Genomic DNA, 13,278 nt, shown 5'->3' with positions numbered 1-13,278 from the left:
CCGTGTCCGACACCATCACCCCGGAGCTCGTCAGCCTCGACGCGCCCCTCGGGACCGACAAGAAGGACGTCATCCGCGCTCTCGCTCGCCTCGTCGCAGCGCAGGGCCGCGCCACGGACGCCGACGCCCTCGCGAACGACGCGATCGCTCGCGAGGAGAAGGACGAGACCGGGCTTCCCGGTGGCATCGCCATCCCGCACGCGAAGAGCTCTGCGGTGACGCAGGCCTCCCTCGCGTTCGCACGGCTGAAGCCGGGCGTGGCCTTCGGGGCGCCCGACGGGCCTGCCGACCTCGTCTTCCTCATCGCCGCGCCCGAGAACGCCGCCGAAGAGCACCTCGCGGTGCTGTCGCGTCTTGCGCGCAGCCTGATGCAGGACGCGTTCACGAGCGACCTCCGCGCGGCGGCGACTGCCGACGACGTCGTGCGTACGGTTCGCGCGGCGATCGGCGAGGGCGATGCCGCTCCGGCTTCCGCGACCGCCGCGCCGACCGCCACCTCCGCCGCACCGACTGCGGCAGCCTCCGGCGACCTGACGATCGACGGCCGGCCCGCGCGCATCGTCGCCGTGACCTCGTGCGCGACGGGCATCGCCCACACCTTCATGGCCGCCGACGCGCTGACCGCCGCGGGGAAGGAAGCCGGGATCGACCTCGTCGTCGAACCCCAGGGCTCGAGCGGATACCAGGCGCTGCCGGCATCCGTCATCGACAACGCCGACGCCGTGATCTTCGCTACCGACGTCGACGTCCGCGAGATCTCGCGGTTCGCCGGCAAGCCGGTCATCCGCTCGGGCGTCAAGCGCGGCATCGAGCAGCCCGCACAGATGATCCGCGAGGCCGTCGCCGCCGCGTCCAACCCGAACGCCGCCCGCGTCAGCGGTGCCGCAGCGGACGCCGGCTCCGGCGCGGGCGCCACGTCGCAGAACCTGTCGTGGGGCGCGAAGATCCAGCGCATCCTGCTGACGGGCGTGAGCTACATGATCCCCTTCGTCGCCGGCGGTGGACTGCTGATCGCCCTCGGTTTCGCCCTCGGCGGCTACGAGGTCACGGCGAACGCGTCGAAGGTCATCATCGACAACGCGCTGTGGAACCTGCCCACGACCGACATCACTTCACCGTTCGGGCCGCTCGGCCAGTACCTCGGGTCGGTGGCGTTCATGATCGGCTCGACGTCCATGGGCTTCCTGGTGGCCGCCCTCGCGGGCTACATCGCCTACGCGATCGCGGACCGGCCGGGCATCGCGCCCGGATTCGTCGCCGGTGCGATCGCCGTCACGATGAGCGCCGGCTTCATCGGCGGCATCATCGGAGGTTTCCTCGCGGGCTTCGTGGCCTGGTGGCTCGGACGCCTCCCCGCGCCGCGCTGGCTGCGTGGTCTGATGCCCGTCGTCATCATCCCGCTGCTCGGTTCGATCGTCGCCTCGGGCCTCATGATCCTGTTCCTGGGCCGCCCCATCGCCGCGCTCATGGCGCTCCTGACCGACGGACTCACGAACCTCACCCAGAGCGGTGCGGGCCTCATCGTCGTGGGCGTGATCCTGGGCCTCATGATGTGCTTCGACCTCGGCGGTCCGATCAACAAGGTCGCCTACGTCTTCGCGACGACCGGACTCGCGGCCGCCTCCACCGAGAACACCGCGCCGTACCTCATCATGGCTGCCGTCATGACTGCCGGCATGGTGCCGCCGCTGGCTCTTGCCCTCGCCTCGACGGTGCTCGCTCGTCCGCTCTTCACGCCGGTCGAGCGTGAGAACGGCAAGGCTGCGTGGCTGCTGGGCGCCTCGTTCATCAGCGAGGGAGCGATCCCGTTCGCCGCGGCGGACCCGCTGCGTGTCATCCCGGCCTCGCTCGTCGGCGGCGCGATCACCGGTGCGCTGAGCATGTGGTTCGGCGTCCAGAGCTTCGCTCCGCACGGCGGCGTGTTCGTGCTGTTCGCCATCTCGCCGGTGTGGGGTTTCTTCGTCGCGCTTCTGGCGGGTACCGTCGTTTCTGCGCTGTTGCTCGTCGTGCTCAAGAAGTACGTCCGCAAGAGCTCCACCGCCCCGGCCCCGGCCGCGGCGACCGTGACCGTCTGAGGAGACACCACCATGGCAGAACGCACCGCCACCATCGCCAGCAGCTCCGGCCTGCACGCCCGCCCCGCGAAGCTCTTCGTGCAGGAGGTGCAGTCGAAGGGCGTTCCCGTCACGATCGCCGTCGAGGGCGGCCCCGACCTGAACGCCGGCAGCATCCTGAGCATCATGGGACTGGGCGCCTCGCAGGGCTCGGTCGTGACGCTCAAGGCCGAGGGTGAGGGTGCCGAGAAGGCGCTCGACGAGCTCGTCGCCTTCCTCGAGATCGACCACGACGCGGCCTGATCCGCTCGCAACGCACGGATGCCGTGGACCTTCGGGTCCACGGCATCCGTCGTTTCCGCGTCAGAGGTCGGTGGAATCGCCGGGGTCGAGCGCGACGAAGTCACCGCCGTTCTGCTGCGCAGCCCACGTGAGCCGCTCGCGGCCCATCGACAGGCCCGCCGCAGACAGCGTCATGTCGTGGGTCGCGAAGACCCGTTGCGGCTTGACCTCGAGCACGAAGTCCATCGCGTCGCCGATCTTCAGCCAGGGGGCGCCGACGGGCGCCGCGAGGAGCTTCACATGCGCTCCCTTGGGCACGGCGTACGAGTCGCCGGGGTAGTAGAACTCGTCGTCGACGAGGACGCCGACGTTGTCGATCACGGGGATCGACTCGTGGATCACCGCGTGGCGCCCGCCGAAGAACTCGAGGCTGAACGGGCCCGCCTCCAGCTTGTCGCCGGGGGAGACCTCGCGGATGTCGAACCCCGCGGCCGCCCGCACGACACCCTCGGGGCCGTACACGGGGATGTTGGGGAACTGTTCGAGGATCGACGAGAGGTGCTGCGACGTCCAGTGATCGGGATGCTCGTGCGTGACGACGACCGCCACGACGTCGTGCAGGTCTTCCAGCGGCGAGGTGAACGTGCCGGGGTCGATGATCAGGGTCTTGCCCTCGCGCTCGAGGCGCAGGCAGGCGTGTTCGTGCTTGGTGACATGCATGCCCTCAGTCAACGCCCGACACGCCCGAGAGGGCAATGGGGGCCCCGATTTTGCCGGATGCGCGAGGCCGTGGCATACTTTAACGGTTGCCTCCGGAGCCCCGGGGAAGACAGAAAAGTACGGCCCCATCGTATAGCGGCCTAGTACGCCGCCCTCTCACGGCGGTAACGCGGGTTCGAATCCCGCTGGGGTCACCACCGCGAAACGCCCATCCGATCGGATGGGCGTTTCGCATTCCCGCGGGCGATCTCGCCGCTGCAGGTCAGGACTCGCGCGATTCCCGTCGCGCCCGGCGCCGACGTATCGCCGAGACGACGAGCCAGACCAGCGCAGCAGTGAGCCCGATCACGGCGAGCCAGGGGAGCAGGAACCCGAGCCCCACGACGATCCCGTTGAACGTCGCGACGAGCCCGTTCCACCCCGTCGCGAGGCCGTCGGCGAACCCCGCGGGGTCGGCGTCCACCTTCTCGGCGGGCGCCTGCAGCTGAACCGTGAGCGACGACAGGGCGACCTGGGACTCGAGCGCGGTGAGCTGCTGCTGCAGCGAGTCGAGGTCTGCTTGTCGCTCAGCGAGCGCGGACTCGGCTGCGATGAGGTCCGCGACCGACCCGGCTTGCCCCATGAGCTCCGTCAGCCGCTCGACCGAAGCCTGACCGGCGGCCACCCGGGCGCGGAGGTCGGTCGTCTGCGTCGTCACGTCGTCGCGTGAGACCTGCGAGCTCTCGACATCGCCGATGTCCGCGAGGCCCGCGCTGACGTCGTCGAGACTCGTCGCCGGCACGCGCACGCTCACCCATGCCGTCCCCGACGGGCGAGGCCACGTCGCGACGCCGTCGAGGGACGCCGATCCGCCGTCGCCGAGGCTCATCGACTCGACGTAGCCGCCGGCGGCGATCGCTGCGTCGGCGATCGCCTGCGCTGCAGCGCGCGGATCGGTGACGACCACCGAGGCCGATGCCGTTGCGACGACCTCGCGCCCGTCCGCCGCCGCACCGGTCTCGGCGCGGCTCGCGGAGATCCCGGCGCCGGAGTCGTCGAGGACGAAAGGCTCGGGAGCAGCCTCGGAGCTGCCGCCGTCCGACGAGACGCCACCGTCTTCGGGCGTGCCGAGCGTCCAGCCCGGCTCGCTGACGGGGGCGACCGAAGACGCCCCGCCGCTGCTGCTGGTCAGCTGCGGAGCGATGGCCGCGGCGACGACGATGACGGCTGCGGCCGCTCCTGTCGCGCCCCACCAGGCGCGGCGCCGACGCCGTCGCCGCGACGCGGAGCGGTCCTCGCGGGCCCGTGCCTCCGCCCGTTCGCGGGCGATGTCCGCGAACAGTGCTTCCTCGATCGCATCGATGCGGCGGTCGTCGAGGGTGGGTAGATCGTTCATGGCTGCTCCGGTTCAACGCTCGAGCGGACGAATGTGCGGATGCGGGAGAGGCGGTTCCTGACTGTCCCGTGGGTGACGCCGAGCCTGTCTGCGGCCGCTTGGTACGCGTACCCCTCGGCGGCGCAGAGCCGGAAGATGTCCTGATCGAGGGGGCTCAGCGAGCCGACGGCAGCGAGGATCCGCTCGACGAGGTCGCTCTGCACGACCTGCCGCTCGACATCGACGGTGTCAGCGACGTCGGCGGTGTCCGCCTCGGTCGTGTGCCGGCGTTCGCGTTGGCGTCTTCGGATGCGGTTGGCGCTCTGGAACCGGCAGATCGTGATCAGCCACGGCAGAAGCGACTCGCCCGCCAGCTCGAGCTCGGGGAGCTTGCGCCAGGCCACGAGAAACGTCTCTTGGGCCACGTCCTCGGCCTCGGCGGGATCACCGAGAAGGCCGTGCGCGAGCCAGTAAACCGGCCGGACGTATGCCCGGTAGAGCGTGCGGAAGGCGTGTTCGCTTCCGGATGCCGCCGCTGCGACGAGTTCGGCATCACCGCGTGCGATCGTGTCGACCATGCGTCCGAGTTCCTTCCCTCACCCCATCAGTGTCCCGTCGTCGCGAACCGTCTCACACCCGGGCCGCGGGGGAGCCGGGGTGTAGTCTCGGGAGGCTTCCTCCCCGAAAGGCTCGCATGGACCTCCCCGTGCCGTTCCAGATCGTCGCGCTCGTCGTCCTGGTGCTCGTGCTCGTCGCCGACCTGCTCATCATCGTCAAGCGACCCCACATCCCGTCGCCGAAGGAGTCGACGCTGTGGGTGCTGTTCTACGTGTCGCTGGCGCTCGTCTTCGCCGGCATCCTGTGGGCCGTCGCCGACGTCGAGCATGCCGGCCAGTTCGTCGCGGGATGGCTGACGGAGTACAGCCTGTCGATCGACAACCTGTTCGTGTTCGTCCTGATCATGAGCCAGTTCTCGGTTCCCCGGCGATATCAGCAGAAGGTGCTGATGGTGGGCATCATCATCGCGCTGGTGCTTCGAGGGCTCTTCATCCTCGCGGGGGCGGCGATCATCGAGCAGTTCAGCTGGGTGTTCTACATCTTCGGGGCCTTCCTCATCTACACGGCGATCAAGCAGGCGCTGCCCGAGGGCGATCACGACGACGATGTGAAGAAGGAGAACTTCCTCGTCCGCATCATCCGTCGAACCGTCGACATCTCCGACGAGTACGACGGTCCCAAGGTCCGGACCGTCGTCAACGGCAAGCGGATGTTCACCCCGATGATCATCGTCTTCGTCGCGATCGGCGTCACCGATCTGCTCTTCGCCCTCGACTCGATCCCGGCGATCTTCGGCATCACGCAGGACCCGTTCCTGGTGTTCACCGCCAACATCTTCGCGCTGATGGGCCTGCGGCAGCTCTACTTCCTGCTGGGGGATCTGCTCGATCGGCTCAAGTACCTGCACTACGGCATCGCGTTCATCCTCGCGTTCATCGGCGTGAAGCTGATCCTCCACGCCATGCACGAGAACGAGCTCGCGTTCATCAACGGCGGCGACGGGATCGACTGGGCCCCCGAGATCTCGACGTGGGTCTCGCTCGGAGTCATCATCGGTGCCATGCTCGTCGCCACCGTCGCCAGCCTGATCGCCGCGCGTCACGACCGCGACGCGACCGGCCCGACCCAGGCCGCTGCTGCCGTCGCCGACGAGCAGGGCACGCCCCCGACGGTCGAGCAGCCGCACGCGCGCGACGACGAGCGCTCGTGACCGGACGTCGCCGCCGCGCCCGGTGGTATTCTGACCGCATGCGGATCGCTCGCCTTCTCCTTAGCGGCCGCGGCGAGGTCTCGTTCTGAGCCCCTCCTCGCCGCGGAGTCCGTCGTGGGCTTGATCCCGGTTCGCAAGGAGAACGAAACCCATGAGCATCCCCACCCCTCCCGAGCGCCCGCGCACCCTGGCCGAGAAGGTCTGGGACGACCACCTCGTCGTCAAGGGTGAAGACGGTCAGCCCGACCTGATCTACATCGACCTGCACCTCGTCCACGAGGTCACCAGCCCGCAGGCCTTCGACGGTCTGCGCGCCGAGGGGCGACCGCTGCGGCGCCTCGACCTCACGATCGCGACGGAGGACCACAACACCCCGACCCTCGACATCGACAAGCCGATCGCCGACCTCACGAGCCGGACGCAGATCGAGACCCTGCGGCGCAACGCCGATGAGTTCGGCGTCCGCCTCCACTCTCTCGGCGACGCCGAGCAGGGGATCGTCCACGTCGTCGGTCCCCAGCTGGGACTCACGATGCCCGGCATCACGGTCGTGTGCGGTGACAGCCACACGTCGACGCACGGCGCGTTCGGCGCGATGGCGTTCGGCATCGGCACGAGCGAGGTCGAGCACGTCATGGCGACGCAGACCCTGCCGCTGAAGCCCTTCAAGACGATGGCGATCACCGTCGAAGGCGAGCTGAAGGAAGGCGTGACGGCGAAGGACATCATCCTCGCCGTGATCGCCAAGATCGGCACCAACGGCGGACAGGGCTACGTGCTCGAGTACCGCGGCAGCGCCATCCGCTCCCTCTCGATGGAGGGGCGCATGACCATGTGCAACATGTCGATCGAGGCGGGTGCCCGCGCCGGCATGGTGGCCCCCGACGAGATCACGTTCGAATACGTCAAGGGCCGTCCCCACGCGCCGAAGGGGCAGGACTGGGATGACGCCGTCGCCTACTGGCGCACGCTCCCCAGCGACGAGGGTGCCGTCTACGACGCCGAGATCTTCATCGACGCGGGCGAGCTCGAGCCGTTCGTCACGTGGGGCACCAACCCCGGCCAGGGGGTGTCGCTCAGCGCGACGGTTCCCTCGCCCGACGACTTCAGCGATCCGAACGAGAAGGCCGCGGCCGAACGTGCGCTCGAGTACATGGACCTGCAGCCGGGGACGCCGCTCAAGGAGATTCCGGTCGACGCCGTCTTCATGGGATCGTGCACCAACAGCCGCATCGAGGATCTCCGCGCGTTCGCGTCGATCATCGAGGGACGCACGAAGGCGGACGGCGTTCGCGTCATGGTCGTTCCGGGCTCGGCCCGCGTCCGCCTCGAGGCGGAGGCCGAGGGTCTGGACCGGGTCTTCACCGAGTTCGGCGCCGAGTGGCGCTTCGCCGGCTGCTCGATGTGCCTGGGGATGAATCCCGATCAGCTCGCTCCCGGTGAGCGATGCGCGTCGACCAGCAACCGCAACTTCGAGGGACGCCAGGGCAAGGGCGGCCGCACGCACCTGGTCTCGCCGCTCGTCGCCGCCGCCACCGCCGTGCTCGGACGCCTCGCGTCACCGAGCGATCTGCCCGCACGCGAGAAGGTCGAGGCCTGACCATGGAGAAGTTCGAGACCCACACCGGTGTCGTCGCCCCGCTCAGGCGCTCCGCCGTCGACACCGACCAGATCATCCCCGCCGTCTACCTCAAGCGCGTCACCAAGACCGGCTTCGAGGACGCCCTCTTCGCCAACTGGCGTCAGGACCCCGAGTTCGTGTTGAACCAGCCGGCCTTCGCGGGCGCGTCGATCCTCGTCGCGGGTCCGGATTTCGGTACCGGTTCTAGCCGTGAGCACGCCGTCTGGGCGCTGCGCGACTTCGGTTTCCGCGTTGTGCTCGCGCCCAAGTTCGCCGATATCTTCCGCGGCAACGCCGGGAAGCAGGGACTCCTCGCAGGCGTCATCTCCGAGTCGGACCGCGAGGCGATCTGGGCTGCCGTGGATGCGCAGCCCGGGGTGCGGATGACGGTCGACCTCGAGGCGCGCGTCGCCGCTCTGGGCGACCTCCGAGTCCCCTTCGAGATCGACGATTACACTCGTTGGAGGCTCCTCGAAGGACTCGACGACATCGGGCTCACGCTGCGCAATGAAGAGGCGATCGCGCAGTTCGAGGCACGCCGCGAGGCGTGGCGACCCCGGACACTCCCCGTCGCGTAGCCCCGGATCACGCCCCTGACCCGTGGGGCGAAGATCCGTCCCACCCTCGATCACCAAGTGAGGAAGTCCTGCATGAGCACTCCGCCGAGTGAGCCGATCGCATCGGAGAACGGCAGCCGTCGCGAAGACGGCGAGATCCTCGAGATCCGGGGCGGACGGCCCCTCGTCGGACGTGTCGACGTCAAGGGAGCCAAGAACTTCGCGACCAAGGCCATGGTCGCCTCGCTGCTCGGTGAGAGCGAGAGCGTCCTGCGCGATGTCCCCGACATCAGCGACGTCGCCGTGGTGCGCTCGCTCCTCGAGGTGCACGGGGTGACGGTCGCCGACGACGGCGAGGGCACGTACCGGCTCGACCCGAGCGGCGCCGAGTCGGCCGGGTTCGAGGAGATCGACGCGCACGCCGGCGCTTCGCGCATCCCGATCCTCTTCTGCGGGCCGCTGCTGCACCTGCTCGGCCAGGCGTTCATCCCCGACCTCGGCGGATGCCGCATCGGCGACCGCCCGATCGACTTCCACCTCGACGCGCTCCGCAGGTTCGGCGCCATCGTCGACAAGCAGCCCAGCGGCATCCGTCTCTCGGCGCCCGAGGGCCTCCATGGGGCGGACATCGAACTGCCCTACCCGAGCGTCGGGGCGACCGAGCAGGTCCTGCTGACGGCGGTGCGGGCCAAGGGCACGACGGAGCTGCGCAACGCCGCCATCGAGCCCGAGATCATGGACCTGATCGCGGTGCTGCAGAAGATGGGCGCGATCATCTCCTACGAGCCGAACCGCGTCATCTTCATCGAGGGCGTCGACAGGCTCCGCGGCTACGACCACCGCTCGATCTTCGACCGCAACGAGGCCGCGTCGTGGGCATGCGCCGCGCTGGCGACCGACGGCGACATCTTCGTCGGCGGTGCGAAGCAGCAGGAGATGCTGACGTTCCTCAACGTCTTCCGCAAGGCCGGCGGCGACTTCGACATCCAGGAGGACGGCATCCGGTTCCGTCGCGACGGCGCTCTGCGTCCCGTCTCGGTCGAGACCGACGTCCACCCCGGGTTCATGACCGACTGGCAGCAGCCGCTCATCGTCGCGCTCACGCAGGCTGAAGGCGTCTCGACGGTGCACGAGACGGTGTACGAGAACCGTCTGGGCTTCACTCAGGCTCTCAACAAGATGGGCGCTCAGATCGTGGTGCACCCCGAGGGCATCGCGAGCCCGGATCGCCGCGTTCCGCGGCGTGCGCTCGAGCAGGCTGCGGTCATCACCGGCCCGACCCCACTGCACGGGGCGGATGTCGTCGTGCCCGACCTTCGCGGGGGCTACAGCTACGTCATCGCGGCGCTGGCAGCCGAGGGCGTCTCGGTCGTTCGCAACGTCGGGATCATCCGTCGCGGTTACGAGAAGTTCTTCGACAAGCTCGAGGCGCTCGGCGCCGACTTCGACGTCATCGGCTGACCGATGTCCGAGAACCGCCGTCGCGCGTCAGCGGAGAAGACCAAGCCGACACCGTTCTGGCTGGCGGCCGCCGTGGTCGTGCCCGCCGTCGGGCTGCTCGCCCGGATCGAGATCGAGGGCGGCGAGCATCTCCCCGAGGAGGGACCGTACGTCCTCGCCCCGAACCACTACAGCGAGTTCGATCCGATCGTGATCGCGGTCGCGACCTGGCGGCTCGGGCGGGCACCGCGCTTCATGGCCAAGGAGAGCCTGTTCCGGGTACCGGTCGTGGGCGCGGTCCTGAAGGGCCTCGGCATGATCCCGGTCTCCCGGACCACGTCGGCCTCCGCTGCCGGCCAGGCGATCGCCCAGGCCGCCGAGCTCGTGGCCGACGGCCGCGGCGTCATCGTGTATCCCGAGGGATCGCTGACCCGCGAGCCCGACCTGTGGCCGATGCGCGGCAAGTCGGGGGCGGTGCGCGTAGCAACGGCCGGCGACATCCCGATCATCCCGGTCGCGACGTGGGGCGTGCAGTCGATTCTGCCCCGCTACGGCAAGTTCAGCGCCTGGCCGCTCCGCAAACGCATCCGCGTGCGGTTCGGGCCGCGGGTGGATCTCCCGCTGGAGCCGGGCGTCACGCCGTCGCCGGCGCAGCTGGTGGCCGCCACGGATACCGTGATGGCGCGTATCGCGGGTCTGCTCGGAGAGCTCCGCGGCGAGGAGCCGCCCGCCGAGCGCTGGAACCCGGGACAGCACGGCCAGAAGGAGACGGGTCGCCTTGAGCCGTAGGACCGAGACCACCGGACCCCGCGTCACCGTCATCGGTTCGGGCAGCTGGGGAACGACGTTCGGCAAGGTGCTCGCCGACGGCGGAGCACAGGTCACGATGTGGGCGCGCCGCGCCGAGCTTGCGCACGAGATCCGCGAGGGCAAGCGCAACAGCCGCTATCTGCCGGGCATCAACCTCCCGCGCTCGATGACGGCCACCCATCATCTCTCGGAGGCGCTCGACGGTGCCGAGCAGGTGTACCTCGCGGTCTCGAGCCAGGCACTGCGCGAGAACCTCACCGCCATCCGCCCGCTCATCGCCGGCCGGAACATGCCGGTCGTGTCGCTCATGAAGGGCGTCGAGAAGCGCACCGGGCTGCGGATGAGCCAGGTGATCGAACAGGGACTCGACTGCGACCCCGACCGCATCGCGGTGGCATCCGGCCCCAACCTCGCGCTCGAGATCGCGCGTGAGCAGCCGACGGCCGCCGTCATCGCCTCGGCGAGTCAGGACACCGCCGAGGCGGTCGCGCTGCGCGCCCGCAACGGGTACTTCCGCTCGTTCGTCAACACCGACGTCATCGGAACCGAGTTCGGCGGCGTGCTGAAGAACCTGATCGCCGTCGCGATCGGCATCGTGGACGGCGTCGGGTACGGCGAGAACACGAAGGCCTCGATCATCACGCGCGGTCTGGTCGAGATGACGGACTTCGCCGTGGCACAGGGCGCTCACCCCGAGACGCTCCAGGGCCTGGCCGGCCTCGGCGACCTCATCGCGACGTGCCAGTCGCCCCTGAGCCGGAACAACACGGCCGGGCGCCTGCTCGGACAGGGCTTCTCATTCCAGGACGTCGTGAAGCAGATGGACCAGACCGCCGAAGGCCTGGCGTCCGTGGCACCCGTTCTGACGCTGGCGCGCGCGGCGGGTGTGCAGATGCCCATCGTCGAACAGGTCAAGATGGTCCTGGACGGCACCATGAACCCGCGCGACATCGCGCCCCACCTGACCACCGACGACGACAAGCCGACCGGCGAGAGGACCCCCCATGGCGACGACAACAGTAGCGGTGCTCTTCGGCGGGCGTTCCAGCGAGCACTCGATCAGTTCCGCAACGGCGGCCGGGGTCCTGCGCGCGATCGATCGTGAGCGCTACCGCGTGATCCCCGTCGGGATCACGCGCGAGGGGGCTTTCGTCCTCGAGGACGACGACGCCGACAAGTTCGCGCTGAACCCGGAGCGGATGCCGGAGGTCGTCGACAACGGCACCCGCGTGCTGTGGCCCGAGCCGGGTGGACGGCGCGAGCTGCGTGTCCGCCGCGCCGACGGCGCCGTCGACGTGCTCGGCGAAGTCGACGTCGTGCTGCCGATCCTGCACGGCCCGCACGGTGAGGACGGCACGATCCAGGGCTTCTTCGACACGCTGCAGCTGCCCTACGCCGGCGGCGGCGTCCTCGACTCCGCGCTGTGCATGGACAAGCACTTCATGAAGATCGTGCTGCAGGCCGCCGGTATCCCCGTCGCGCCCTGGGTCACCGTCGACGAGGCCCGGTGGCGTCGGGATCCCGAAGGCGTCCGCGCCGATGCCGCGGCTCTCGGCATCCCGAGCTTCGTCAAGCCGGCACGCGCCGGCTCGAGCGTCGGCGTGTCGAAGGTCCACGAACCCGGTGAGCTCGACGCCGCCCTCGAACTCGCTTTCGCGGAAGACGGCAAGGTCCTGATCGAGCCCGCGATCGTCGGCCGTGAGGTCGAGGTCGCGGTCCTGGAGGGGCGCGGCGGCGAGCCCGCCCGGGCGTCGCTGCCGGGGGAGATCGTGCTGACGACGCGAGAGTTCTACGACTTCGAAGGGAAGTACCTCGGCGGCGACGGCGCAGAGGTCGTCTGCCCCGCCGATGTCACCGACGAAGAGATCGACGCGCTCCAGCGGATGGCGGTGGCCGCTTTCACCGCTGTCGACGGCCGCGGCCTCGCGCGCGTCGACTTCTTCCGGGCGGCCGACGGGCTCTACGTCAACGAGCTCAACACGATGCCGGGGTTCACGCCCATCTCGATGTTCCCCAAGTGCTGGATCGCGTCCGGTCTCAGCTACGGTGAGCTCATCTCCGAGCTGATCGAGGTCGCGCTCTCGCGCGTCGCCGACCGCGTCTGATCGGTTCCGACGGCGGGGGCGCGACCCGCGCTCAGGGCTCGACGGGCGACGGGACCGGGGTGGCCTCCGAGCGTTCGACGCACTGGCCGCCGTCGCGGGGAAGCCGGGAGACGACCCGCGAGAGCTCGTCGAGAACCTCTCGGCTCGACACGCCCTGAACGTCCTCGGAGCTCTCGGTGTCGAAGTAGAGCTCGACGGCCGGAGTGCGCCCGAAGGTGACGACGCGGAACCGGGGGGCCTCGGATTCGTCGATCACCCAGTCGACTCCCGCGACGGACTCGCACCGCAGCGTCGTCGGGCCGGGCGAGGCCACGCCGCACGAGAGAATGATCGTGGCGGGGTCGCCCCACGCCGCGGTGGCCTGACTGTCCGTCCAGCGACGCTCCGCTCCGGCGACCGACTGCGGGAGGCGGACCATCACGTCCGCGCACTCCGGAGCGTTCGCCTGCGGTGCCGCCGGAACGTTCACGGTTCCCGCGCAGCCGGCGAGAACGAGGGTCGCCGAGGCCAGGACGAGAGCGGGGATGGATCGGCGGCGGAGCACCTCTCCAGGGTACTGCGCCGCGA

General features: G+C 69.6%; 13 protein-coding genes and 1 tRNA gene. 10 read left to right on the top strand and 4 right to left on the bottom strand.

The window, feature by feature from the left end; translation table 11 throughout:
- The first annotated feature begins 2 nt into the window (after positions 1-2).
- Complete coding sequence (locus CI089_RS11410; RefSeq protein WP_094261681.1) at positions 3-2,075, top strand: PTS fructose transporter subunit IIABC; 2,073 nt, start codon at positions 3-5, stop codon at positions 2,073-2,075.
- A gap of 12 nt (positions 2,076-2,087) precedes the next feature.
- Positions 2,088-2,357, top strand: a complete 270-nt coding sequence (locus CI089_RS11405) for an HPr family phosphocarrier protein (RefSeq protein WP_023951028.1) — start codon at positions 2,088-2,090, stop codon at positions 2,355-2,357.
- A 60-nt stretch (positions 2,358-2,417) separates the two neighbouring features.
- On the opposite strand, the gene CI089_RS11400 is transcribed toward CI089_RS11405, so the two are convergent.
- The gene (locus tag CI089_RS11400) at positions 2,418-3,056 is read right to left on the bottom strand and encodes an MBL fold metallo-hydrolase (protein WP_094261680.1); all 639 of its coding nucleotides are present in this window, start codon (positions 3,054-3,056) and stop codon (positions 2,418-2,420) included.
- Between the two features lie 121 nt (positions 3,057-3,177).
- Here CI089_RS11400 and CI089_RS11395 point away from each other — a divergent pair.
- Positions 3,178-3,253, top strand: a tRNA-Glu gene (locus CI089_RS11395).
- 65 nt (positions 3,254-3,318) lie between these two features.
- On the opposite strand, the gene CI089_RS11390 is transcribed toward CI089_RS11395, so the two are convergent.
- Together CI089_RS11390 and CI089_RS11385 are read right to left on the bottom strand one after the other, a co-directional pair.
- Positions 3,319-4,431 carry a DUF4349 domain-containing protein gene (locus CI089_RS11390; protein ID WP_094261679.1) on the bottom strand — a complete coding sequence of 371 codons (1,113 nt, stop codon included), beginning with the start codon at positions 4,429-4,431 and terminating at the stop codon, positions 3,319-3,321.
- A complete protein-coding gene (locus CI089_RS11385; protein WP_094261678.1) occupies positions 4,428-4,988 on the bottom strand; it encodes an RNA polymerase sigma factor in 561 nt (186 codons plus the stop codon). Before CI089_RS11385 ends, CI089_RS11390 begins: the two co-directional genes overlap by 4 nt.
- Before the next feature lie 116 nt (positions 4,989-5,104).
- Here CI089_RS11385 and CI089_RS11380 point away from each other — a divergent pair, with 116 nt between their 5' ends.
- The 7 genes from CI089_RS11380 (at position 5,105) to CI089_RS11350 (ending at position 12,711) form a co-directional block, all read left to right on the top strand.
- Positions 5,105-6,178 carry a TerC family protein gene (locus tag CI089_RS11380; RefSeq protein ID WP_094261677.1) on the top strand — a complete coding sequence of 358 codons (1,074 nt, stop codon included), beginning with the start codon at positions 5,105-5,107 and terminating at the stop codon, positions 6,176-6,178.
- A 151-nt stretch (positions 6,179-6,329) separates the two neighbouring features.
- A complete protein-coding gene (gene leuC, locus CI089_RS11375; protein WP_094261676.1) occupies positions 6,330-7,778 on the top strand; it encodes a 3-isopropylmalate dehydratase large subunit in 1,449 nt (482 codons plus the stop codon).
- A 2-nt stretch (positions 7,779-7,780) separates the two neighbouring features.
- A complete protein-coding gene (gene leuD, locus CI089_RS11370) occupies positions 7,781-8,377 on the top strand; it encodes a 3-isopropylmalate dehydratase small subunit (protein WP_094261675.1) in 597 nt (198 codons plus the stop codon).
- 72 nt (positions 8,378-8,449) lie between these two features.
- Entirely contained in the window at positions 8,450-9,817 is a 1,368-nt protein-coding gene (gene murA / locus CI089_RS11365) for a UDP-N-acetylglucosamine 1-carboxyvinyltransferase (protein ID WP_094261674.1), read from the top strand.
- A 3-nt stretch (positions 9,818-9,820) separates the two neighbouring features.
- Complete coding sequence (locus CI089_RS11360) at positions 9,821-10,585, top strand: lysophospholipid acyltransferase family protein (protein ID WP_094261673.1); 765 nt, start codon at positions 9,821-9,823, stop codon at positions 10,583-10,585.
- Positions 10,575-11,711, top strand: coding sequence for an NAD(P)H-dependent glycerol-3-phosphate dehydrogenase (locus CI089_RS11355; RefSeq protein ID WP_094261672.1), 1,137 nt, complete (start codon positions 10,575-10,577; stop codon positions 11,709-11,711). The genes CI089_RS11360 and CI089_RS11355 overlap by 11 nt, the downstream gene beginning before the upstream one ends.
- A complete protein-coding gene (locus tag CI089_RS11350) occupies positions 11,611-12,711 on the top strand; it encodes a D-alanine--D-alanine ligase family protein (protein ID WP_094261671.1) in 1,101 nt (366 codons plus the stop codon). Before CI089_RS11355 ends, CI089_RS11350 begins: the two co-directional genes overlap by 101 nt.
- Positions 12,712-12,742: 31 nt before the next feature.
- Here the strand turns inward: CI089_RS11350 and CI089_RS11345 are convergent, their stop codons facing one another.
- A complete protein-coding gene (locus CI089_RS11345) occupies positions 12,743-13,255 on the bottom strand; it encodes a DUF3515 family protein (protein WP_094261670.1) in 513 nt (170 codons plus the stop codon).
- Positions 13,256-13,278: the final 23 nt, after the last annotated feature.

Origin of the sequence: Microbacterium sp. Yaish 1 (assembly GCF_002245215.1) — a bacterium.
In the GTDB taxonomy this organism is placed as follows: Bacteria; Actinomycetota; Actinomycetes; order Actinomycetales; family Microbacteriaceae; genus Microbacterium.
This window is presented reverse-complemented; position numbering and strand designations above follow the sequence as displayed.